This is a genomic window from Lysinibacillus sp. JNUCC 51, from assembly GCF_015999525.1.
In the GTDB taxonomy this organism is placed as follows: domain Bacteria; phylum Bacillota; class Bacilli; order Bacillales_A; family Planococcaceae; genus Lysinibacillus; species Lysinibacillus xylanilyticus.
This window is the reverse complement of sequence record NZ_CP065545.1, coordinates 479,523-504,604: the sequence shown is the minus strand read 5'-3', so window position 1 is coordinate 504,604 and position 25,082 is coordinate 479,523. Positions and strand designations below refer to the sequence as shown.

Genomic DNA, 25,082 nt, shown 5'->3' with positions numbered 1-25,082 from the left:
TATAGTTAGCTAGGCTAACTAATATAAAAGGAGTGGTAACTTTGACGATTGAACAAGAATTTTTTAATCAGTACCGCTTAATGTACAGACCGTTTATCAATCAAGTAAATGTGCTGCTAGAGGAATATCAGTTATTTAGTTCTCAATGGGCACTTCTTCGATTATTGAAGGATAAAGGACCACATACATTTGTTGACATTGCGAATTTTATGTTTATTGAAAAGCCGAGTGTGACAAGGCTTGTGCAAAAGCTTGTGGAGCTTGGCTATGTAGAAACGGTAGCTGGTAGGGATAAGCGTGAGAAGCTTGTGCAATTAACGGCTAATGGTGAAGAGATTGTGCAAGAAATTCAGGCACAGTTAAAGCCATTTTTTGAACAGGCACTCGTAGGGGTATCAAAGCAAGAAATTGAAATTGCGACACAAGTTTTAGCGAACATTTGTGCAAACATCAATCGGTAGGAGAGAAAAAAAGTGGAAGCATCTAGACAAAAACTTTGGACCAAGGACTTTTTAATCGTCTCACTTATTAACTTTACCATTACATTAATTTTTTATTTATTAATGGTTACAATTGCAGGCTATGCGGTTGAGCATTTTGGGGCATCAACTAGTACGGCAGGGCTTGTATCGAGTATTTTTATTATTGGTACTTTATTTGGTCGTCTTGGGACAGGACGTATTATTGGAGATTGGGGTAGCAAAAAAACATTATTTTGTGGATTATTATTGTTTATGCTATCAACGATGTCTTATTTTATCGCGACGAATTTGCCGCTTTTAATGATCAATCGTTTAGTACAGGGGATTGCACTTGGGATGGCAAGTACGGCGACGGGAACAATTATTGCACAAATTTTACCGCCTGAGCGTCGAGGAGAAGGGATTGGGTATTACAGCTTAAGTGCTATTTTAGCTACTGCTATCGGACCTTTTATAGGTATTCTTTTAACACAGCTGTTTGAAGATTATCGAATGATTTTTGCTGTCGATTCCGTATTAGCTATTGTTTGCTTTTTAATGTATTTTATCGTATCTGTTCCAGATGCACCGAAGAAGGCCAAAGAAATGGCAGAGAAAAAAGGCTTTAAATTAAGCAATTTTATCGAAATGCGCGCTTTGCCAATTGCTTTTGTGGCGCTCGTTATTGGCTTTGCCTACTCAGGGGTTATGTCATTTATGACGTTTTACGCTAAAGAGCTTGATTTGGTTGCAGCAGGAAGTTATTTCTTTATTATATATGCAATTGTAATTTTAGCGACACGCCCGTTTACAGGGAAATTACTAGATACTAGAGGTGCGAACATTATAATTTATCCATGTCTAGTCATTTTTGCGATCGGTATGTATGCCTTTAGTACGGCAACAAGTAGTGTTGTCTTTTTACTAGCTGCTGCTTGCATAGGGATTGGTTATGGCAATTTCAATTCAGTAGCGCAAGCAATAGCTATTAAGGTTACACCAAATGAACGTTTAGGACTTGCGACATCGACATATTTTATTTTATATGATTTAGGCTTAGGTGTTGGTCCTTATTTCTTAGGATTCTTCGTTCCGACTTCAGGGTACAGCGCCATTTTCTTCGCAATGGTATTTGTTATTTTAGTGTCAATTGTGCTTTATTATTTCTTATATGGAAAATATGAATATAAAAAACAAGCGAAAATTTCATAGTTTAGAATCATTATATTGTAGAAAAAATGATATTTTACTAGTTTTTTTAAATTTATAAACTAGAAAATGTCGTTTTTTTCTTTAAATAAAAATACTTCTTGCAATCGGTGATGATAATCATTATCATTCTCAATATAAACTATTTCGGAAGTAGGTACTTGGCATGAAAAAAACATCATTATTGTCAGTATTAGTTGCAGGGGGCATTCTTATGACTGGCTGTGGCAATACAGATGAAGCTAAAAAAGAAGATAAGCCTGCAACAGAGCAAGCAGAAAATACTACAAAAGTTGATCTATCCGCTGAATTAACAGCCTATCAAAAATTTGCGTTAGAGCAAATGGATCAATTCCTAATAAAAACAACAGACTTTGTGAACGCATTTAAAGCCGGTGACATCGAAAAAGCAAAAGCAGCCTATGCACCAGCACGTATGTATTTCGAGCGTTCAGAGCCAATCGCTGAGAGCTTCGGTGACCTTGACCCACGTATTGACGGTCGTTTAGCTGATATTCAAGAAGAAGGTAAGGGCGAAGAAGAATGGACTGGCTATCATAAGCTTGAACATGCGCTTTGGGTAGAAAATAAAACTGCAGGCTACGAGGCAATTGCAGATAAATTACTAGCAGATGCTAAAGAATTACACGCTTTAGTTCAAACTGTAGAAGTAACACCAGATTTAATGATTACAGGTGCGGTTGATTTATTAAATGAAGTATCAACATCTAAAATCACTGGTGAAGAAGAAATCTATTCACATACTGACCTTTACGACTTTAAAGCTAACATCGAAGGCGCAGAAAAAATCTTTGAAATACTACGTCCGAAATTAGAAGCGAAAGACAAAGACTTAGTAGCAACATTAGATGAAAAATTCAAAGCAGTAGATGATTTATTGGCTAAGCATGCAACAGCTGATGGCGGATATGTTTCTTATAAAGAATTAACTGAAGAAAACACAAAAGCGCTTGCAGCAGCAGTAAATCAACTTGGAGAACCATTAAGTCAAATGGGTATTATTTTGGAGTGATAATAAATGACAGTGTCAAATGATGGAAAATGGATTGATAAAAAAATATCTAGACGTGATATGTTAAAGTTAACAGGCATAGGAGTAGCTGGTGTAGCTATCGGTGCTTCCGGATTAGGTGGTGTTATGAAAGTAATGGGCTATGATGTGTTTGAGCCTGTTGCAGACAGCACGACAGCAGTTAACAAAGTTGATTTCTATGGAAAACATCAATCTGGCATTATTACACCAGTTCAAACAAATATTTATTTTGCTTCTTTAGATGTTTTATTTACATCAAAGAAAGAACTACAAGAGTTGTTCAATCAATGGACACCTCTTGTTGTGCGTTTAATGAATGGTGAATTAATGGTAGATTTAACAACAAATACTAGAGTGCCAACAGGAGATACAGGTGAAGCGGATGGCTTAGATGCTTCAAATTTATCGATTACGATCGGTGTAGGACCATCTTTGTTTGATAAGCTCGGTATCCAGCATTTGAAGCCTGAGGAATTAAAAGACTTACCTCATTTCCCAAAGGATCAGTTGCAAAAAGAATTTACTGGTGGAGATCTTTGTATTCAAGCATGTGCGGATGACCCACAGGTGGCATTCCACGCAGTACGTAATTTAGTTCGTGCAGCATCTGGAAAGGTAGAAATTAAATGGTCACAAGCAGGATTTAACTCATTCCCAGCTGGCGGGGGCTCACCTAGAAATTTATTTGCATTTAAGGATGGTACGGTAAATCCATCGAATACCGATGAAAAAGATTTAAATAAAGTAGTATGGGTAGATAAAGGTTGGCTAAAAGGCGGCTCTTATTTAGTTGCCCGTAAAATTCAGATGCATCTTGAAACATGGGATCGCACATCTTTAAAAGATCAGGAGGCAACTTTTGGTCGTTATCGCGATAGTGGTGCACCTTTTGGTAAAAAGAAAGAGTTCGATGATTTCGATGTAGAGGCGAAAGATAGCAACGGTGAGTATATTATGCCGGATACTTCACATGTGCATTTAGCACGTAAATCTGGTGCGCGTATTTTACGTCGTTCTTACTCTTATGCATCTGGAGTTATGACGAATACAGGTGCGCATGATGCAGGACTCCTGTTTATTTCTTTTCAAAAAGACCCGGCACAATTTACAACAGTCCAAAATAGCTTAGGACGTATGGATAAAATGAATGAGTACATTACCCATCGAGGCAGCGCAGTGTTTGCTTGCTTACCTGGAGTATCAAAGGGGAGTTATATAGGTGAAGCACTTTTTAACGCGCTGTAGTTTAGTAGTTTGCTTGTTATTGGCACTTGCTGTACCAGTGCAGGCAGCGCAATCATATAGTCAGTTGTATATTTCAATTAGTGATGCACTGATGAATACGAAGCAGGACAAGGAAGCTGAGGCAAAACATGCCCTTGAACAGTTTGCTACAGATTGGGCGTCGGTCACATCTGAGCAAAAAGACGCAAAAGAAAAAGTGGACGAAATTCTTGCGCAAGCAGTTGAAGCTACATCTAAGGATGAACGTTTAAAGGCACTATCTGACTTGTCAAATGCCTTACGTGCATTAGAAAAGCTTGAGAATCCTGTAGATGAAGCAGCGCAGCGAGCAGAATTTGGCACGAAATTTAAACCAGTTATGAAAGCATTTGAGGATGCTTTAGCAAGTGGTGATTTAACTACAATCGACGAAGCATATAAGGATTTTAATGCGAAATGGAAAAAAATTGAACGCCCTGTACGTGAGCAAAGCATTGCTATGTACGGCCAAATTGAAACACAGATGGCCTTTATTCGGATCTCACTTGCTTCCGAAAAGCCCGATGTAGCCTTAATGCAATCTCAATATGCAGAATTAAAACAAACAATTGAGGATTTTGTAGCAGGTAATGATACGGCGAAGGTTGTTGAAGGTGAGTATTCTTTAGCAACTTTAGTCGCTTATATTGATGATGCGAATGATTTTATCGATGCAGGTGATTATAAAGCAGCTTCTGATAAAATTCGAGATTTCATTAAAATATGGCCAAGTGTAGAGATTGATATTTCAACGCGTAACGGCAGCCTTTATACAAAAATTGAAAGTGATATGCCGATCATTGTTGGTGACCTATTGAAGTCTAACGTCGATGCCAAAGCTATTAAAAGTAAGCTTGATACTTTCCGCACAGAAATTGAACTGATTCAAGGTGACTCAGACTATACTTTGTGGGATGCAGCATTAATCTTACTGCGAGAGGGCTTAGAGGCACTGCTCATTATTATGGCATTAGCATCGTTCTTAGAGAAATCAGGACAAAAAACAATGCGCAAATGGATATATGTGGGTGCATTTGTAGGGATCTTACTATCAGCGGTAGCAGCTATTTTAATGTCGACACTTTTCCAATCTGCGACAATTGATACTAGTCGAGAGCTAATGGAAGGTTATATTGGTTTACTAGCAGCTGCAATGATGATTGGAGTTGGTATTTGGCTCCATAGTAAATCAAGTGTGACAAGCTGGAATCGCTATATCTCCAAACAAATGGGCAATGCAATATCTAGTGGTTCGGTTTTTGCGATGGCAGCTATTAGCTTCCTTTCCGTTTTCCGTGAAGGGGCAGAAACACTTGTCTTCTATGCGGGAATTGCACCTAAAATGGAGACATCACAATTTGTGCTAGGTATCGTAGTAGCAATTTTAATATTAGCTATTTTTGCATTTGTGTTATTTAAAGCAAGTGGAAAAATTCCAATTCATAAATTTTTCGCTGTCGCAACGGTGTTAATTTATGTGCTGGCATTTAAAATTATTGGTGTCAGTCTGCATACATTGCAGCTAAGAGATTCAGTTTCAACAACAATTGTTGATGGCTTGCCAGTTGTTAGCTTCATTGGTTTCTATCCAACTGTAGAAACAATGATAGGACAAGCGATTTTACTTTTACTTGTTGTAGCTACGATCATATATAAAAAGAAACAAAAATAATAGAAGGGCAGATGAATATCTTTTCATCTGCCTTTTATTTTGTAGAAAGACTATTATGTCAATAAGGAAACACTATTACGAAAAATGTAGGGTTAGTTTCCGTTCTGGCTGTGCACTTTCCTGGGGCGTCTGATGAGCCGTATTGTTGCTGCTGACGCTTCGTTAACACTTCGCTTTTGCGCAGATAAAACATTGCTGCTGACGCTTTGCTTACGCGCAGAATACAACCGCTGCGATGTAGGGTCACATAATCACTTATCTTTTAAAAGTGGGTGGAGCAGGGACATGTACAATTTCCAAAATGTACGTATCAATCTCCCGATACAGCACTCCAACATTTCTAAAATCTTTTTTAGTTTAAGAAAGTATAAAGGAGTAGTAAGAAAGATAGTCTCTTGACCAGTAATTGGTTAAGAGACTATTTTTTTGACGTAAATGTAATTAGCCCGTTCTTTTATAGTTAGGTAAATCGGGCGAGTGTCAAATTTTGTTCATATGTTAAAATTATGTTATAAATCGTTAAATTCCCTTTAGTAGATGTGTTTTTCTATTATTACAATTCATTAACATAATATAAATAATATAAAAATAGTGAATTAATAATAATATGGTTACATATATATGTATTGGGGAAATATGTTTTGGATAGTTCGACTATTTACGACATGCCGTATTCGATGAATGTCGTCTGTACGGTATAGTCCCAATTGAAAGCCTAGATAGAGAGTGGCTATGAGGTTAAATAGCAAAGATAGATTTACTTTGTCGTTAATGCATTCAAACGACACACAGCCGCGAATTTAAACAATATTGCTAGAAAGGTGACAGCAGTTAAGGAGGTTAGAGCCAATAAATAACAGAAGGACACCAAGCCTTAGTTGATTTCATTAAGGGCACAGTTCCCGATTCCGAACGCAATTATGTCAATGCATAATTGATAAAACTATCATTCTTAAAACTGAAAGGAGAATTGACTAGATGTCTAAGAAGAATTGGAAGAAGCCATTAAATACCTTTTTAGCAACAACTTTAGTAGCAAGTATTGCCGCACCAATAGCACCCATCACTGTAAATGCTGAAACACTTGCAAAGGATTTAATCATTTCAGAGTATATTGAAGGAAGTTCCTTTAATAAAGCAATTGAAATTTATAATGGTACAGGCACCGCGGTTGATCTGAGTAATTATACGCTAGAGCTTCATACGAACGGAGAAGCAACCGCGAAGAATAAAGTGAGTCTGACAGGTACTCTAGAAAACGATGCTACGTATGTTTTATATCATAAAGATGCAAATCCAAACATTAAAGCAAAAGGAAATCTTGAAAACACAACTGTTATTAATTTCAATGGGAATGATCCAGTCGTATTAAGGAAATCCGGTGAAATAGTCGATTCCATTGGACAAGTTGGTTCTTCAGCAGATTTTGCTAAAGATGTAACTTTAGTAAGAAAGGCTTCAGTCTTGAAGGGCGATACAAATATTAATGATCCATTTAATTCAGCATCAGAATGGAATTCATTTTCAGTAGATGAATTCTCCAATTTAGGCCAACACGTAATGGACAATTCAGGTGAGCCTGTTGACCCCGAAGCACCTTCAATTCTCTCAATTGGGGATGCTCGGAATAAAGGTGTAGGTGAAACGGTCACTATCAAAGGTAGAGTTGCAGCAGGCTTGAAAAATACATTCTCGGTCCAAGATGATACAGGTGGTATTGCTGTAAGACCGACTAGTCTAGCTATGTCTGTCGGGGATGAAGTTATTTTGAAAGGTAAGTTAGCTGATTACCGTGGGTTACTACAATTAGATGGTGCTACAATCGTTGAAAAAGTTGAAAATGCCGGTGTACCTTCTCCAAAGGTAGTAACAGGTGCTCAAGTAAATGAGGATAGCGAATCACAGCTAGTAACAGTGAATAATGTTACTCTTACAGATGTTCAGCAAGGGGCTGGATGGGCAAACTTTACTGCAAATGACGGAACGAATTTCCTCGTACGGGATGAAACAAATTCGCTGGGATTAACTGTCGGTACAAACTATGAATCTATCACTGGTATTGTTCAACAGTTCGATAAAGACTATCAAGTCATTCCTCGATCAAAGGAAGATATCGTAGAGGATAGTTCAGCACTAAAACCTGCTATTGCATCTCCTGGAAGTGGAACGTTTGTTGGGAAAACAACAGTTACATTAACAACACCGACGGCAAATGCAGAAATTTATTATACAGTAGATGGCACGGAACCAACTGATAAAAGTATTAAATATGAAACACCAATTGAGATTAGCAAAAATACTACTTTAAAAACAATAGTTAAAGCTAAAGATGGCACATACAGTGAAATATCTACATTTGATTATACCATTGCAGATAAATTACAAATTCATGATATTCAAGGTGCAGGGCATGCTTCAACATTTGATGGTAAGACAGTTGAAGGAATTGAAGGGATCGTAACTTATTCATTTACGTTAAATAATAATTGGTATTATACGATTCAAACGCCAGATGAATTAGTTGATAATGATCCAAATACTTCTGAAGGAATTTTTCTGTACAGTGGAAATAAACCATGGCCAGTAAAGGTGGGGGATTTAGTATCTGTTAAAGGTAAAGTAAGCGAATATGCTTACGATGGCTATGATGACAGGCAGCAAACAGATTTAAAAACTACACAAATTAATGTGCGTAATGATCAAAATGGGAAAGTAGAAGTACTTAAAAGTAGTGTAGCATTACCAAAAGCAATTAATATTGATAAGTTAAAAATGTCTTTTAGTAAAATCGACAGTGATCAGCTTGGCATTTTTAATCCAACAATCGACGCTATTGATTTTTGGGAAAGTATCGAAGGTATGAGAGTAGAAGTTAGCAACGTGAAAGCGGTAGCGCCACAGGAGCATGGAGATTTAGTAACGGTACTTGAGGATGAAGCAACAAACACAATTCACGGTGGGGTATTGTATGAGAAAGATAGTGCAAATCCAAACAGAGTTCAATTCCGATTAGAACCGAATGGAGCTGCACGTGATTTTGAGGTTGCTACAGGTGATAAGTTTAAAGGGCCAATTACAGGAATCGTAGGCTATTCCTATCAAAACTTTAAAATCTATGCTTCCTTAGATGAGATGAAGGAAGCTTATGAAAAAGGGAATACATCACCAGAGACAACAAAAATAGTAAAGGCAGAAGATAAGTTAACAATTGCCTCGTATAATTTAGAGAACTTCTCTAATAACAAAACTTCTACTACTGATGATAAAGCGAAAAAACTAGCAAGAGCAATTGGTATTGATATGGGCAGCCCTGATATTGTTGGTGTAACAGAGGTGCAGGATAATAACGGGCCATCTCCTGGAGATTCCAAAGCGGATCAAAGTTATAAAAGATTAATTGACGCTATCAAAGGTGTAAGTGGCGTCGAGTATCAATATGTTAATATCGATCCAATTAACAATCAAGACGGTGGAGCACCAGATGCGAATATTCGAGTTGGCTTCCTTTATAATCCAGAGCGAGTGAAGCTGAAGGAAGGTATGCCAACAGGAGATGCCACAACAGCTGTTGGTTATCAAGATGGGAAATTAACACTGAACCCTGGTCGTATTGATCCAGCAAACGATGCATTTAAAAGTAGCCGCAAACCTTTAGCTGCACAATTTGAATTCCAAGGTGAAGATGTAATTGTTATCGCAAATCATTGGAATTCTAAAACAGGAGATACGCCTTTATTTGGTGCAGTTCAGCCTCCACAATATGGAAGTGAAGTGCAACGTAAAAAAATTGCCAACATTATTTATAATTTTGTTGGGGGCGTTAAATCAAAAAATCCAGATGCAAACATAGTTTCTTTAGGTGATTTTAATGATTATCAATTTGCGGATTCGCTTAAAATCCATGAAGGTCAATTAATGACAAATATGATTAATAAAGTAGAAGCCTCTGATCGTTACACATATGTATTTCAGGGGAACTCACAAGTATTAGACCATATTTTAGTGTCAAACAATTTGGCAGAGAAAACGGATGTTGATATTCTTCATATTAATGCAGATTTTACAGACATGGCTGGCCGTGCAAGTGACCATGATCCTGTAATGGTTCAAATAGATGTTAATAAACCAACAGTTGAACCAATTCAGCCTGAAATAGTATATGACTATAAGAACTTCAAAAAGAACAAATTGACAATTAATAAACCTAGTGTAGCAGTACACCTAGATGCTCAATCTGTTATTCCAAAAGGTGTGTTCCTTAAAGGAGCCTATGCGGAACTACATGGAGAAGGCTTTAAGACGACTGATGTTATTCTTAGCCCAGCGAAAGCAGGGATGATTATTGACCTTAAAGGCACTACCGTGAAATCACTCACAATTGAAGGTGCAAAAGTAAGTGAAATAAGAGGCGCTGAAAATTTAGATTTAAAATCGATCATATATACTAAGGGTGCAGCTCCTGAGCAAATTAAATTTACAGATTCGAAGGGGAAACCCATTGTGGATCCATCTGTGCCTGCAGAAAACAATCAACCAATAATTCAAAATCCGATTTCAAACAAAACTGTAGCTGTAGGAGAAGAAATTAAAATTGATTTAACAAATCATTTTTCCGATCCTGATGGTGATGAACTTTCATTTACGGCTACAAAAGGCACTATCAATGGAAAGGTTCTAATACTCAATTTAGATGAGGGTAGTCATATTGTTGGCGTTACAGCATCTGATGGAAAGAAAAGTGTCACTACAAGTTTTAGTGTTACAGTGATTGCTAATGATTATTATGCAGGTGCCTATAACAAGGAAGGTCAAGCGCTAAAAAAGGCTCTTCATGATATTATTTCTGAACAAAAGGTACTTTCTTATGATGATGTTTGGAATGCATTGAAGTATACAGATGAAGATCCTTCTAATCCGAGTAATGTCATTTTATTTTACTCTGGTAAATCTAGTCCAAAAACAAACAGTGGTGGTAATGTAGGGAACTGGAACCGAGAGCATACGTGGGCAAAGTCACATGGTAACTTTGGGACAAGCAATGGACCCGGAACAGATATCCATCACTTACGCCCAACCGATGTACAAGTTAATAGCTCAAGAGGAAATTTAGACTTTGACAATGGTGGCAGTCCAGTGGCTGGCTGTAATGGTTGCTTGAAAGATTCAGATTCATTCGAACCACCTAATCGCGTAAAAGGTGATGTAGCACGTATATTATTATATATGGCCACTCGCTATGAAGCTGGAGATAAGGTGGATCTTGAATTAAATGACAAAGTTAATAATGGAACAGCTCCTTACCACGGTAAACTTTCTGTTCTTTTACAATGGCACAAGCAAGATCCTGTAGATGAATATGAAAAACGAAGAAATGAAAGAATTTACGAAATTCAAGGAAATCGAAATCCGTCTATAGATCATCCTGAATGGGTGGAGAAGATTTGGTAAGTTAAAGAAGAGTACTCAAAACGCCACTTCAAGGTTTAAGTTGAAGTGGCGTTTACTTTGCAATGAATCGTGAGCATACCGATGCGGCACATACCTTGTCCGAGGAGAGTGAAGCGGATTTTTACCATTTAAAAATATGTTAGAATTCTTATGAAGGAACTTTCAGACAACACCTTGTAAATCATTTATTTTTTTTATCTCAGCTTCATGCTGAATCGAGCGGGCAGATAATATTTCAATAATGCGGTGCTGACTTTCTTGAATAACAGCTAATCGGTTTATTTTTTCGTTCGTTTCTAAAACAGCTTGTTTGACTTGTTGCTGTTCAAATTCTACTATTTCAAGACGATTTTCCACTGACTCAAGACGATTTTCTACTGATTCAAGACGATTTTCCACTGACTCAAGACGATTTTCCACTGACTCAAGACGATTTTCCACTGACTCAAGACGATTTTCTACTGATTCAAGACGGCTTTCCATTGAATTAAGACGGTTGTCGATTGAATCAAGATGTTGATTGATTTGCTTAAGTTCGCTCAAAACTTCCTCCATCAATTTCACCTCTCTTCTATTAAATTATATCTATTTTGTTAATCTATCTCTCTTTATAATAATTCCTCTCATTATAGCATGGAAAAACTAGCTTTCAAGTATCAACATTGCATTCATTGACTAAATACGGCAGACTTAAATTAGAGGAAATGGAGTATTATTGTATAAGGAGGATAGATGTGGCAAAAAATGTAAAGAAGAATATGCAATATTCGCTAATTTTTTTCATACTATTTATTACATTTCGATGGATATTTCGAGGAGACATTCAATGGGGACAAATTATTGGAATATCAATTTTATATTTCCTTTTTAATATATTTTACGATTGGGCAAAAATTCCTTATAAATGGAAAAAAGGATAAGATTATCTGAGTTATTATCCGAATAGACTTATTAATCTTAAACGGTACTAACTCAAAGTTGGATCTGTTTAGTTCTCATCGTATTGTTGCTTGTAACAGTCAGTTAGTCCCTCAATGACATATTTTCCATTTCTCTACCACCTGCTTCTCTCCCGTGCTACAATTGTTTTAAACTTCTTTAGTGTGTGTCCAAACAACCTCTGAAATATATGGAAACAGTCTAAGAACTCCACGTCCTTTGGCAATTCGTCTGTGAGAAAGAGAAGCGACAGCAACAACACATGACTGAGTGACCTATATCAAGTTGGCTAAAAGTCGAGGCATAGTTAATTAGAAAGATTTCGCGTTAGTTAAGAAAAACAAAGATAGGGGGAATGAAGTTGGATAGTGTCAAACAGGGTAATGAAAGTAACGAAATCTACAGTTACAGAATCTACAATATTTTGGCGTATATTATCGCTATTCTATTTTCATCATTACTAGGAGTGATTATGGGAATTATAGGTGTAACACAGCGTAAGAAAAATGCTTGGAGTATTGTCATTATTTCAATTCTTAGTTGGGCTCTGAATTTATTTGTACTTAATAAAATATAAATGCAACTATACTAAAATAGGGATTGTATAATTATTGGGTGCAATTTTCATAATAATTTTTTAGTTCTAACAATCTAAAGGACTTGTACATATTACAACTCATACACATTAGTCCTTTTGTTCCATTGTTCACTAACAGGAACGTTTCTACATCTCATATGCTTTGAACAGTCAAAGCTGTGGTTATGATTGAATCAACGCTCATAAGTGCTACAGCTGCTGTGAAGACTTCTGTGGTCGTAATCAAACTTTATTACAAATATAGGTGTTAGCCGTTTAAAATTATCTACTGTCAGAAGGGCAGATGAATTAGGTTCATCTACCCTTTTTCATGTTAGTCAACCCAATAAGAAGGACGTTTCAGGTGGGATGGTAGTTTTGTTTGATGATTGCCTTGTGCTGAATTAATTTGCATTTGAGTTAAAAACATACTCGTTGAAAGGTCTGCACCGCGTAAATTTGCGTCACGTAAATCCGCGCCAATAAAATCAACCCCTCTTAAATCTGCATTTTGTAGATTGGTAGCAATTAAATAAGATCCTCTGAGATCAATTGCTCTTAAATCCTTGCCCTTTAAATTTTTCCCAATCCAATCGACCCCTCTATAGTCATACTTTCGAGAGTTTTTTTGATTATCAATTTTTTTGATTAGGCTTTGGCGAATTTGTTCACTTGTTTCTAACAGTAAACTATTCACTGGCAAACGAAAATTAGGAATATCTATCGCTAGTAAAGCATCAGCTTCTAGCTCTGTTGCACGCTGTAGCTGTTCTAATTGTATTTGTAGCTTGTTAAATAGAGATGAATTTACCTTATAAGATATTGCCTCTGCTACGTAAGCAATCATTTCATAAAGTTGTTCCATAATCGGAAAGACACGAAACATTTTCTCAGAAGTTTCAGGATAATTTCGCCAGTCTTGTCCGTGGAAGGTTGTTTGTGAAACCTTTTGTCCAGCTCCTAAACAATCAAAAACTGTACATCCTTTAAAGCCTTGATCTCTAAGTTTACTATGAATTTGACAGCTAAAATTTGATTGTAGATTAGGGCAAGGTGTCCCAGCTGCTTTATTAATGGCAAAATCGCTAGAAGCAGCAATATTTAAAGCCGTGCAGCATAGACCAAAGCAGCTTTGGCAATCTGCCTGTAAACTTTCACGTATCTTTTTCCCCATTGTATAATCCATTTTTTGTACTTCAGACATTTTTGTTTTCCTCACTTAATATATAAACTTCTTACATTTAATTCTATCACTTAAAATGAATAAGAGAATATTTTTACATGTGAGATTTCAATAAATTGATAGTTTTTACAAAATCGGAACAGCCTATTGACAATTAATTGTAAAATGCTATAATTTTTATCGACAGACTGTCGGTCTAATTAGGGGGAGTAAAAATGAGAAAAGAAGCGACGGAGCGCAGAAACGAAATACTTGATGCGGCTGATGAGCTTTTCGGCCAAAAGGGCTTTGATGGCACAAGTACTAACGATATTCTCGAAAAGGTCGGAATTGCACGGGGAACGTTGTATTATCACTTCAAGTCGAAGGAAGATATTATGGACGCGCTAATTGAGCGATATAATACTCAAATTTTAGGTTCTGCAAAAGAAATTGCCTCAAATAAAAATATACCCGTTCACGAGCGTATTGTCCGTGTTGTGATGGCACTAAACATAAGTGGCGGAAACGGTAAAGAAATTATTGAGCATATACATAAGCCTCAAAACGCGCTTATGCATCAGAAAATACAAAAGGTCATCATTAACGGTCTGCCACCGATATTGACGGAAATAATCCGTGAAGGTATCGAGCAAGGACTATTTAGTACGCCATATCCGTATGAATGTATGGAAATGATTGTGGCTTATACGAATACTGTTTTTGATGATGATATGGTAGATCTAACAGATGAAGAGCGTGCTGCACGTATACTAGCTTTTATTTTCAACGTAGAAAGACTGCTCGGTGTCGAAAGCGGAAGTCTTATGTACATGATGAAGATGTTTGGCAACGGAGGTGAGGATTGAGGAATTGGAAACGACGGTGGTTAATTCTGAGGATTCTTTAGAAGATATAAAGCTCATTTCAGCAAAGGAAGCGGGCTTGGGAATTACTTCATTAATTTTCTTCAACTTGAAAACCGAGGTGACTTATGTATTTCAGATTAATTCGTAATGACCTTTCTAAAAGCAAACTAATTACGCTAACAACAACGATATTTGTCGCCGCTGCGGCAATGCTGGTTTCTCTATCGGCGATACTTATTGTCAATCTTTCTGGTGCGATAGATTCCCTTATGCATCAGGCTAAAACTCCGCATTTTATGCAAATGCACTCGGGGGATATTGATACCGTAAAGCTTGCGAATTTCGCGGAGCAGAACAACAACGTCGATGAATTTCAAGTACTTGAGTTTCTCAATATGGATAACGGGCAAATTATTTTAGGTGAACAATCACTTGCCAATAATGTTCAAGACAATGGCCTTAGTATACAGAGTGAAAAATTTGATTATCTTCTTGACCTTAAAGGAGACATAATAAATGTATCCGATGGCGAGCTTTATGTTCCGATAAACTATATGAAGGACACCGCCATAAAGGTTGGTGATAAAGCAATAATAGGCGGCAAGGAATTTACTGTAGCGGGCTTCCTCCGTGATTCACAAATGAATTCTATGCTGTCTTCTTCAAAAAGATTTCTTGTAAGTCAAAATGATTACGCGGCAATAAAAAAACATGGAAGTACGGAGTATTTGATTGAGTTTAGACTAAAAGATTTATCAGCACTTGGTGAATTTGAAACTGCTTATGCCTCCGCAGGACTTGAAGCGAACGGACCAACGATTACATATCCACTTTTCAAAACACTTAACGCAATTTCTGATGGGATAATGATAGCGGTTATCCTTCTGATAAGTGTTCTTGTCGTTGCAATTGCATTTATGTGCATACGTTTTACACTTCTTGCGAAAATTGAGGACGATTACCGTGAAATTGGTGTTATGAAGGCGATAGGGCTGCATCTTTCCGACATTAAAAAAATTTACCTTGCGAAGTACACAGCTATCGCGGCGGTAGGTAGTATTGTTGGTTTTGCACTATCGTTGCTTTTCAAAGACCTTCTTCTTGAAAATATCCGACTTTATATGGGGGAAAGTGAAAACTCTTCTTTTGCTGCGGCATTAGGAATTATCGGCATACTGCTTGTATTCCTCGCAATAATTGCCTATGTAAGCGGAGTGTTAAGACGCTTTCGGAAAATATCTGCTGCAGAAGCAATACGCTTTGGCACATCACAGGAAAGAAACGCGGTTACAAAACGTTTTAGCCTGAATAGAAATAAGCTGTTTAACACGAACATTTTCCTTGGTATCAAAGACGTTCTCGCAAGGAAAAGACTATACGCCACAATGCTTGCAGTACTTGTAATTTCAGCATTTATCATTATTGTCCCACAAAACCTTTACAACACGATTTCCTCAACAAGCTTCATTAAATATATGGGTATTGGAAACTATGATATTCGTATCGATATTCAGCAGACCGATCATATATCCCGAAAATCTGCTGAAGTATTAAAATCTATGAACAACGATAATTCCATTACAAAATATACCATCCTTACAACTAAGACATTCAAAACAAAAACGGAAGACGGTTCGGAAGAAAATATAAAAATCGAACTCGGAGACCACTCGATATTCCCTATTGAATATACCGAGGGTAGAGCACCCGCAATAGAAAACGAAATTGCACTTTCAGCATTGAACGCTGATGAAATGGGCAAAAAGGTCGGCGATGTCATTACAGTCGTGATGAAGGGGAAGGACATAAAGCTCACGGTAAGTGGCATTTATTCCGACATAACTAACGGCGGAAAAACGGCAAAGGCAATCTTTACAGACACTTCGAAAAATATAATGTGGAGCGTAATTTGCGCGAAGCTTTCCGATAAATCTCTTATTGATGAAAAAGTCTTTGAATATGCAGATAGATTTACTTTCGCTAAGATTTCCAATATTGACGAATTTGTCACTCAAACATTCGGCTCAACCATAAAATCGGTCGGCAAGGCCTCCATTGCTGCCATTGTCATAGCACTCGTAATAACGGTACTAGTAACACTGTTGTTTATGAAAATGCTTGTCGCAAAGGACAAATATTCTATTGCTGTCATGAAAGCAATAGGTTTTACAAAATCGGATATTACGATACAGTTTGCTTCGCGAGCAGTATTCGTATCAATTATCGGAATTGTTCTTGGAACTCTTCTGGCAAACTCACTTGGAGAGGCACTTGCAGGCGCAGTTATCACCTCATTTGGCGCGTCGTTGTTTAGTTTTTCGGTCAATCCACTTTCTGCGTACGTTCTTTGTCCTTTAATAATGGTGTGTTCGGTACTGATCACAACAATAATTGGCACATCCGGCGCTGGGAAAATAAAAATATCCGAAAATATAAAGGAGTAGCTTATGAAGAAGATTATAATCGGTGAACACATTGTAAAATCTTTCGGCGAGGGCGATAAAAAGCGCAATGTTCTCGACGGAGCGTCCGTTGACATAAACGAAGGTGAGTTTGTTGCGATAATGGGACCCTCTGGCTCGGGTAAATCAACGCTAATGTTTGCACTGAGCGGCATGGACAATGTTGATGACGGAAAGGTTATTTTTGATGGCGATGAATTATCGTCAGTTGGAGAGGTTGCACTTTCAGACATACGTAGAACTAAAATGGGCTTTGTATTTCAGCAACCAACGATGCTCAAAAATCTAAATATCCTTGATAATATTATTCTTCCATCAATGCGCGATAACAGAAAAAACGTTGCAAAAATTTCGGAGAAGGCAAGAGAGCTTATGAAGAGAGTAGGCATTGCGGAGCTTGAAATGCGAGACATTACACAAGTTTCGGGAGGTCAGCTTCAGCGTGCAGGGATATGTCGAGCACTTTTGAACAACCCGAAAATCATTTTTGGTGATGAGCCTACGGGTGCACTTAACACAAAATCAGCGCAGGAAATCATGGACATTTTTTCCGAAATAAACGCGGGCGGTACTGCGCTTATGCTTGTCACACACGACGCAAGTGTAGCGGCGCGGACGGAGCGAATTATGTTTATGCTAGACGGGAAAATTGTAAGTGAACTAAAGCTTCCGAAGTTTGACGGAACGAATATTGATGGCGGAGTAAGGAAAGTAACGGAGAAAATGTGGGAAATAGGAATATGAGTTGTTGTATGAACTAACGCTGGATGAGATCTTGGAGCGCAAACGAGCCATGACGCTCCAGGAAAGCGACCATTCGAAAAAGAAAACACCAACTTATTATGCCTCTGAATTAACGGACAGTTTTATGTGTGAATCTTTTTTTGCTCTTTGGAAGGTGGATGTCGATAAAATTCAGAAGTTGGTTGTTAAAACGCAAAAGTTGGGTGATAAAACTAAGAAGTTGGTTGTTAATACGCAAAAGTTAATTGATAAAACTAAAGAGTTGGGTGATAAAACTTGAATGTGTTCCATCTAGCTCGGAACGGGAGTCAGCCCCATATTGCCCAAGATACTTACTTTATTGAACTGAATTGCATTACAACATGAAGGAAGAAGCCTATATTTTAAAGGTTCTTCCTTTTTTTTGCTTTTAATGCTTGCAAATTAAAAAGTCATAGTGTAATATTCAACTAGTACACTATGACACGAGGTGTTTATGTTGAAAAAATTCGCAGGGCTATTAAAAAAGGAATGGGTGCTCTATAGGGCATGGCTATTTGTTGGAATTTTTATAGGGATCACATTGTCAATGATAGTTCCATACTTAATTAGGCGATTAAGTGATGGATTTACGATGGAAAATCAGCTGTCATTTGCCTTCTCAATACTAGTACTTGTTTTAGGTGGATTTTATTCGATATTACAATTCCTTGCTAGTATCCGTCATGACTTGAAGAGCAAAGAGATATGGCTGCATTCAACTAGTTCTATTGCACAACTTGTGGGTGTGAAAGTCGTATTTTCTTTAATAGGATATGCTATCTTCAATATTATCTTTATGAGTATAGCAATTTATAAAGTCAAAGATGAAATTGTTGGAAACTTCGCCCAAGTACTTTTATTGCTGTTATTTTTTGTCGTAATTATTGTAATTCTTCAATTGATGATGTTTGTAATAATGGTATTATTTTTCGCATTTTACCTCCAAATGAAACATTTAATTGGTAGATTTTCTATTGTTATCACTATGGTTACCTTTTTCTTCAGTATGGATTTATGGGTCAAATTTACAGAAAGTAAATTATATGATAATATTTTCCATCATATAGAGATTCCGTTAACTTGGCTGGAACAATATTTCCCGAAATTATTAACAATGGAGTCAACCTTCGGCTCAATATATGTCGTAGAAGAAGTTGCATCTATCATTTTTGTAGCCATTCTATTTATCATTGCGACAAAGTGGCTTGAAAAGGTGGTTTTACGATGACAATCGACTTTTCACGTGATAAGCCTATATATAGCCAGCTCGTAGATCGGATTTGTGGGGACATTTTGAAAGGAAAGCTTGTGCTTGGGGACCGACTTTCTTCGGTTCGAGAATATGCAGTGGAAACAGGTGTCAATGTAAATACTGTGCAAAGGGTGTATAAGGAGTTAGAGGCAATGAATATAACGGAAACCAAACGAGGTCAAGGTACATTTATTACAACTGATGAAGAGCGAATTGCGCTTTTACGCGAAGAAATGAAAACTCAATTAGCAGATCAATTTTTAACTTCCATTGAAGCACTTGGATTTTCCAAGGAAGAGATGCTCGTTGTTTTACAAAATAAATCGTGAGGTGAAATAAATGTTACAGCTATCGAATGTTTCTTTTCGTTATATGAAAAAGCCTATTCTACAAGATGTGTCTTTTTCCTTTCCTGTTGGACAAATCATAGGTCTTGTTGGAGAGAATGGTAGTGGTAAGTCGACACTATTAAAAGTGCTGGCAGGCTTATTACGCCCAACTAGTGGTGAAGTATTGCTAAATGGAATGCCTGTTACGCGTAGAAGTGCTGATAAAATTGCATATTTACCAGATATTGATTTGTTTTTTGATTTTTACACAGGCGAGCAGCTTTTTCAGCACTATGCTTCTCAATTCGAAGATTTTTCGTATGATAAGGCAAGTATTGTTGCGGAGTTTTTACAGGTTGATAAAAATGTGAAGCTACGGCAATTATCAAAGGGGAATCGTGGTCGAATGAAAATGGCCGCAACTCTTGGGCGAGAAGTACCCTTTTATTTAATGGATGAGCCATTTTCTGGTCTTGATCCAATTGTTCGTGAGCAGCTTATTAAAGGGTTAATTCAATTTACAGATTTTGAACATCAGACAATATTATTATCAACGCATGAATTATATGAGGTAGAGCCTATTTTAGATCAAATCATTTTATTGCAAAATGGTTCGATCATTGCACACGAAGAAGTAGAGACGATTCGAGATGTTTCGAATAAGGATGCTGTGCAATGGATGAAGGCGTATTATAAGAAAGGGTGAAATTAATGACAACACAACCAATTGTTCAATTGCAAAATATTTCAAAAACCATTGGTGGTAAGCAATTGATACAGCAATTGAATATTGATTTATATCCAGGTCAAATTACTGGATTTTTAGGACCGAATGGCGCAGGTAAAACGACGACAATTCGTATGATGACAGGACTTATGCATCCAACTGAGGGGAATGTCATTATTGATGGGCTTTCCTTAAAGGAGAATTATGAGGAAGCGATTAGTAAGGTCGGCGTAATTGTAGAAAATCCGGAAATGTATAAATTTATGTCGGGCTATAAAAACTTACTGCACTTTGCGCGTATGCATAAAAACGTTACAAAAGAGCGTATTGAAGAAGTCGTTAAACAAGTTGGACTTGAGAAACGTATTCATGAAAAGGTTTCAACGTATTCACTAGGGATGCGTCAACGTTTAGGACTTGCACAGGCACTACTTCATCGACCAAAATTTCTAATTTTAGATGAACCAACAAATGGTCTGGATCCAGCAGGTATCCGCGAGTTTCGTATGTATTTACGTAAAATTGCTGCGGAGGATGGCGTATCTGTTTTTGTCTCCAGTCATTTATTATCCGAAATTGAATTAATGTGTGATCGAGTGGCTGTCATACAAAATGGCAAACTTATCGATATTCGTGATATTAACGTTGTAACTTCTTCGTTTTATTATATTGAAGCTACACCAAATGATCGGGCTGCAGAACTTCTTCAAAAGTTCGATTATAACTTTGTGACTGAAAATAATGGTTATGTAGTGGAAATAAAGAAAGAAGATATACCAAAACTCATTTCGCAATTTGTTAATGAAGGAATTCAATTATTTGCAGTACAACCGCATCAAAAAACATTAGAGGATCAATTCTTAGAAATGACAGGAGGTGGCCAAATTGCTGAATCTAATTCAAAATGAATGGATGAAATTATGGCATAAAAAAGGGACTTGGGTAATGGTCGCGCTATTAATCCTCTTTATTATTGGTCCTGGTATTATGATGAAATACTATGAAACAAAAACGACAGAGGATACAACGTGGCAGGAAACTGAAAAGCAGGCTATTAATGATTATAAAGAAATCATGAAAAGTGATGACTTAACAGCAGAGGATAAAACACTTTACGAGGAGAAAATTGCTATTTCGGAGTATCGATTAGCAAATGATGTGCCGTCTCAAGAAGAAGGTAGCGTAGCAAGCTTTATGTCATTTACAGGTGGCATGCTGACTTTAGTAACATTATTTACAGTTATTATTGCGGCAAGTATTGTATCAAGTGAATTCTCTACTGGTACGATTAAAATGCTATTAACACGTCCGGTTTCACGAGCAAAAATATTAACCTCAAAATTACTTACAACTTTCATATTTGGGCTCTTGTTATTTGTTGTCAATGTAGTAGTAAGTGCTCTAGTTGGATTGATACTATTTGGTGGTTCCACTGGTGTTGAGCTAGAAATGGTCAACGGTCAGGTTGTTGAAAAAGCAGTATGGAATGATTTAGCTTATCACTATTTACTTTCTGGCGGAGACTTTGTCATGTCGATATTATTTGCTTTTTTAGTGGGATCAGTTTTCCGTTCAAGCTCTTTAGCGATTGGCTTAACGATGTTCTTATCTTTTACAGGTGGAATGATTGTGATGTTCTTAAGTAGATTTGAAATCGTTAAATATATTTGGCTAACACATTCGAATTTAACACAGTATGAAAGTGGTCACTTTATAGTAGATGGTATGACAATGCCATTCTCACTCACAATTCTTGCGATTTACGCTGTAGTTTTCCTTGTGATCAGCTATATGTCATTTATGAAGCGTGATGTAACAGCATAAAAAAGGCGTTAGACGTTTAATGAACTGCACCTCAATTGTTAGAAATATAACTAACAATTGGAGGTGCTTTTTTAGCTGAAAAACTAGGGATTTAAAACAAACCGTATACATAAAGGCAAGAAGTTAGATATCGAAAATTCTGAAAACCGGTTGTTTTTTTCGAGATAAAGAATATAATAGATTGTATAATAATTGGTATAGACAACTATACCAAAAAGAGGGAGGCAGAAAAATGTTAGCTTTCTTACAAAAAATCGGTAAGTCGTTAATGTTTCCAATCGCCACATTACCAGCAGCTGCATTATTATTACGCTTAGGTTCAAATGATATGCTTGGTGCAGTGCCAAATGACGTTGTTCATTATATTGCAAGCATTATGGCTGCTTCAGGTAATGCTATTTTAGGTAATTTACCTATTATTTTTGCGATTGGTATTGCTATGGGCTTAGCGCACGATAATAGTGGTGGAGCTGCGTTAGCAGGTGCCATTGCACATCTTGTGTTAGTTGCAGTTCTAGGAAGCATTAATGAAGATTTAAATATGGGTGTTTTTGGCGGTATTATTGCTGGTGTTACAGCAGGTTTACTTTATAACAAATTTTTTAATGTGAAATTCCCAGAATGGCTGTCATTCTTCGGAGGAAGGCGTTTTGTGCCAATTATAACGTCTATTACTATGGCGATTTTAGGTGGTATTTTAGCTGTAGTGTGGGGGCCAATTCAAGGCGGGATTGATGGAGTAGGGAATTGGTTAATCGGTGCAGGAGAAGTTGGTGTTGGGATGTATGGCTTCTTAAATCGTTTATTAATCCCAGTGGGTCTACATCATGTTGTTAATACTGTGATATGGTTTGACTTTGGCGAATTTACAAATGCGGCAGGTGAAATTGTTAAAGGGGATATCCATCGCTTTTTAGCAGGTGACCCATCAGCTGGACATTTCCAAGCAGGTTTCTTCCCAATTATGATGTTTGGATTACCAGCAGCTTGTCTTGCGATGTACTTCGCAGCGAAAAAAGAAAAGCGTGCAGCAGTCGGTGGTATGTTCGTATCTATCGCGTTAACAGCATTCTTAACAGGCGTAACAGAACCTATTGAATTTACATTTATGTTCTTATCACCTGTACTTTATGGTATCCATGCTGTATTAACAGGTATTTCACTTGCTGTTTCTTATATTATTGGATTCCGAGATGGTTTCGGTTTTTCAGCAGGTTTAATTGACTATTTATTAAACTTTGGTTTAGCAGATAAACCATGGCTATTAATTCCATTAGGATTAGGTTTCGGGGCTATTTACTTTGTCGTTTTCTATTTCTTAATCAAGAAACTAGACTTAAAAACGCCTGGTCGTGAAGACGAAGATGAGGACGGAACAGATGCTGTTTCACCAATATCTAACGATTTAGATGTTCGAGCTTACAAAACAATTGAAGGATTAGGTGGGCAAAATAATATTAAGCAAGTCGATTATTGTACAACAAGACTTCGAATGACTGTAGGTGATGTGGATCAGGTGGATGAAAAAGCCTTAAAACAAGCAGGTGCGCGTGGAATTATGCGAATTAGCAAAACCAACGTACAAGTAATTATCGGTACATCTGTAGAATTTTTAGCAGAAGCTATGAAAGATCGTCTGAAAAAAGGTAACCCAACTCCTGCAAATATTTCATTACAGCAAGATCCGTCTGTTAATCATGAGACTAAAGCAGAAGCAACAATTTCTTTAGATTATTTTGAAATGCCTATGACAGGCGATTTAATACCGTTATCAGAAGTGCCTGACGAAGCTTTTTCATCAGGTATTATGGGGCCGGGTTTTGGTGTTCATCCGAAAGATGGTACAGTTCACGCACCGTTTGATGGGCAAGTAGTCATGATTTTCCCATCGAAGCATGCTATTGGCTTAAAATCCGATACAGGTGTAGAACTATTAATTCATGTCGGTTTAGATACTGTAAAGCTAAACGGTGAAGGTTTTGAAACGTTAGTTACAGAGGGTCAATTAATCAAACGAGGTGATCGGTTATTAAAGGTAGACTTTGAAAACATAAAAGACAAAGTACCTTCTATCATCACACCAATTGTTTTCACAAGTTTAATTGGACGAGAAATAATACTTGAAAAATCCGGCTTCCAACGAGCGGGTTCTAATAATATTATTTCTATTAAAAAGTAATAAAAGAGATAAACGAAATGCTTTAACGTAGATAGAATTTGAGTAAAGGGGTATTAAGAATTGAAATTAGAACGTTATTCTTCTAGGAAAGATTTATACGCTCGTGCAGTAGACATTATCACAAATGCTAAAAATGACGGTGCTACAACGTTCGGTCTAGCCACAGGTGGTACAATGGAACCGCTATATTCTATTATCTGTGAAAGTAATGTTGATTTTTCAAATTGTATTAGCTTTAATTTAGACGAATACGTTGGACTAAGTGCCAACCACGGACAAAGCTATACAAATTATATGGATAAACATTTATTTCGTCATAAACCATTTAAGGAATCCTATTTACCGAATGGTTTAGCTGATAACCCTAAAGAGGAAGCTTTGCGTTATGAATCGCTTTTACAGCATAATCCGATAGATTTCCAATTGCTTGGTATCGGACAAAATGGCCATATCGGTTTCAATGAACCAGGAACGCCATTTGATTCTTTGACACATCTTGTAACGCTTGAACAATCAACCCGACAAGCAAATGCACGCTTCTTTGATTCAATCGATGAAGTTCCAACCCAAGCAATAACGATGGGGATTCAATCCATAATGCGTGCAAAATCCATTTTACTAATCGCTGTTGGAGAAGCAAAACGAGATGTATTACAACGTGTACTTGATTCAGAATATACTGAAGATATTCCAGCAAGTGTTCTAACAAAGCATCCAAATGTTATGATTTTAACAGATCTACAAGAGTAGGGAATAAGTTCTAGCACGTCCAGCTAGTCGGCTTCTAGCAGATAAGGTAATAGGCAGTTGAAGATACAAGAAATTGTACTGCTTCAACTGCTTTTAAGTTTCCTTTAGCATTTGTTAGAAAAGATTTCAAGACGTAAATA

At 37.1% G+C, this 25,082-nt stretch carries 21 protein-coding genes; 19 read left to right on the top strand and 2 right to left on the bottom strand.

Translation table 11 applies throughout. The annotated features are described in order from the left end of the window. Window positions 1–41 precede the first annotated feature (41 nt). The 6 genes from JNUCC51_RS02785 to JNUCC51_RS02760 all read left to right on the top strand — a co-directional run bounded on the left by JNUCC51_RS02785 (window position 42) and on the right by JNUCC51_RS02760 (window position 11,107). A complete protein-coding gene (locus tag JNUCC51_RS02785) occupies window positions 42–461 on the top strand; it encodes a MarR family winged helix-turn-helix transcriptional regulator (protein ID WP_337990734.1) in 420 nt (139 codons plus the stop codon). A 12-nt stretch (window positions 462–473) separates the two neighbouring features. Then, window positions 474–1,673 (top strand): MFS transporter, encoded by a 1,200-nt coding sequence (locus tag JNUCC51_RS02780; protein WP_337990733.1) that lies wholly within the window; start codon window positions 474–476, stop codon window positions 1,671–1,673. Between the two features lie 163 nt (window positions 1,674–1,836). Then, complete coding sequence (gene efeO / locus JNUCC51_RS02775) at window positions 1,837–2,703, top strand: iron uptake system protein EfeO (protein ID WP_337990732.1); 867 nt, start codon at window positions 1,837–1,839, stop codon at window positions 2,701–2,703. 6 nt (window positions 2,704–2,709) lie between these two features. Beyond that, window positions 2,710–3,969 carry an iron uptake transporter deferrochelatase/peroxidase subunit gene (gene efeB / locus JNUCC51_RS02770; protein ID WP_337990731.1) on the top strand — a complete coding sequence of 420 codons (1,260 nt, stop codon included), beginning with the start codon at window positions 2,710–2,712 and terminating at the stop codon, window positions 3,967–3,969. After that, on the top strand, window positions 3,944–5,659 hold the full coding sequence (locus JNUCC51_RS02765) for an FTR1 family iron permease (protein WP_337990730.1): 1,716 nt from the start codon (window positions 3,944–3,946) through the stop codon (window positions 5,657–5,659). The genes efeB and JNUCC51_RS02765 overlap by 26 nt, the downstream gene beginning before the upstream one ends. Before the next feature lie 978 nt (window positions 5,660–6,637). Beyond that, a complete protein-coding gene (locus JNUCC51_RS02760; RefSeq protein ID WP_337990729.1) occupies window positions 6,638–11,107 on the top strand; it encodes an endonuclease in 4,470 nt (1,489 codons plus the stop codon). A 162-nt stretch (window positions 11,108–11,269) separates the two neighbouring features. Here the strand turns inward: JNUCC51_RS02760 and JNUCC51_RS02755 are convergent, their stop codons facing one another. Further along, window positions 11,270–11,650 (bottom strand): hypothetical protein, encoded by a 381-nt coding sequence (locus tag JNUCC51_RS02755; protein ID WP_337990728.1) that lies wholly within the window; start codon window positions 11,648–11,650, stop codon window positions 11,270–11,272. Between the two features lie 191 nt (window positions 11,651–11,841). Between JNUCC51_RS02755 and JNUCC51_RS02750 the strand changes: the two genes are divergently transcribed. Beyond that, the gene (locus JNUCC51_RS02750; RefSeq protein ID WP_337990727.1) at window positions 11,842–12,027 is read left to right on the top strand and encodes a hypothetical protein; all 186 of its coding nucleotides are present in this window, start codon (window positions 11,842–11,844) and stop codon (window positions 12,025–12,027) included. A gap of 380 nt (window positions 12,028–12,407) precedes the next feature. Further along, entirely contained in the window at window positions 12,408–12,623 is a 216-nt protein-coding gene (locus JNUCC51_RS02745; RefSeq protein ID WP_337990726.1) for a hypothetical protein, read from the top strand. Between the two features lie 334 nt (window positions 12,624–12,957). Here JNUCC51_RS02745 and JNUCC51_RS02740 read toward each other — a convergent pair whose 3' ends face one another. Next, on the bottom strand, window positions 12,958–13,827 hold the full coding sequence (locus JNUCC51_RS02740; protein ID WP_337990725.1) for a pentapeptide repeat-containing protein: 870 nt from the start codon (window positions 13,825–13,827) through the stop codon (window positions 12,958–12,960). Window positions 13,828–14,021: 194 nt separating this feature from the next. Here JNUCC51_RS02740 and JNUCC51_RS02735 point away from each other — a divergent pair, with 194 nt between their 5' ends. The 11 genes from JNUCC51_RS02735 to JNUCC51_RS02685 all read left to right on the top strand — a co-directional run bounded on the left by JNUCC51_RS02735 (window position 14,022) and on the right by JNUCC51_RS02685 (window position 24,942). After that, complete coding sequence (locus JNUCC51_RS02735) at window positions 14,022–14,654, top strand: TetR/AcrR family transcriptional regulator (RefSeq protein WP_337990724.1); 633 nt, start codon at window positions 14,022–14,024, stop codon at window positions 14,652–14,654. 125 nt (window positions 14,655–14,779) lie between these two features. After that, on the top strand, window positions 14,780–17,098 hold the full coding sequence (locus JNUCC51_RS02730) for an ABC transporter permease (RefSeq protein ID WP_337990723.1): 2,319 nt from the start codon (window positions 14,780–14,782) through the stop codon (window positions 17,096–17,098). Between the two features lie 3 nt (window positions 17,099–17,101). Then, window positions 17,102–17,860 carry an ABC transporter ATP-binding protein gene (locus JNUCC51_RS02725; protein WP_337990722.1) on the top strand — a complete coding sequence of 253 codons (759 nt, stop codon included), beginning with the start codon at window positions 17,102–17,104 and terminating at the stop codon, window positions 17,858–17,860. A 4-nt stretch (window positions 17,861–17,864) separates the two neighbouring features. Further along, a complete protein-coding gene (locus JNUCC51_RS02720) occupies window positions 17,865–18,140 on the top strand; it encodes a hypothetical protein (RefSeq protein WP_337990721.1) in 276 nt (91 codons plus the stop codon). A gap of 195 nt (window positions 18,141–18,335) precedes the next feature. After that, on the top strand, window positions 18,336–19,109 hold the full coding sequence (locus JNUCC51_RS02715) for a hypothetical protein (RefSeq protein ID WP_337990720.1): 774 nt from the start codon (window positions 18,336–18,338) through the stop codon (window positions 19,107–19,109). Beyond that, window positions 19,106–19,462 (top strand): GntR family transcriptional regulator, encoded by a 357-nt coding sequence (locus tag JNUCC51_RS02710; protein WP_337990719.1) that lies wholly within the window; start codon window positions 19,106–19,108, stop codon window positions 19,460–19,462. Before JNUCC51_RS02715 ends, JNUCC51_RS02710 begins: the two co-directional genes overlap by 4 nt. A gap of 10 nt (window positions 19,463–19,472) precedes the next feature. Beyond that, a complete protein-coding gene (locus JNUCC51_RS02705) occupies window positions 19,473–20,168 on the top strand; it encodes an ABC transporter ATP-binding protein (RefSeq protein ID WP_337990718.1) in 696 nt (231 codons plus the stop codon). Between the two features lie 5 nt (window positions 20,169–20,173). Continuing rightward, the gene (locus JNUCC51_RS02700) at window positions 20,174–21,097 is read left to right on the top strand and encodes an ABC transporter ATP-binding protein (protein WP_337990717.1); all 924 of its coding nucleotides are present in this window, start codon (window positions 20,174–20,176) and stop codon (window positions 21,095–21,097) included. Then, complete coding sequence (locus tag JNUCC51_RS02695; RefSeq protein ID WP_337990716.1) at window positions 21,075–22,013, top strand: ABC transporter permease; 939 nt, start codon at window positions 21,075–21,077, stop codon at window positions 22,011–22,013. The genes JNUCC51_RS02700 and JNUCC51_RS02695 overlap by 23 nt, the downstream gene beginning before the upstream one ends. A gap of 232 nt (window positions 22,014–22,245) precedes the next feature. Then, the gene (gene nagE, locus JNUCC51_RS02690; protein WP_337990715.1) at window positions 22,246–24,192 is read left to right on the top strand and encodes an N-acetylglucosamine-specific PTS transporter subunit IIBC; all 1,947 of its coding nucleotides are present in this window, start codon (window positions 22,246–22,248) and stop codon (window positions 24,190–24,192) included. Window positions 24,193–24,252: 60 nt separating this feature from the next. Continuing rightward, window positions 24,253–24,942, top strand: coding sequence for a glucosamine-6-phosphate deaminase (locus JNUCC51_RS02685; protein ID WP_337990714.1), 690 nt, complete (start codon window positions 24,253–24,255; stop codon window positions 24,940–24,942). The last annotated feature ends 140 nt before the right edge of the window (window positions 24,943–25,082 follow it).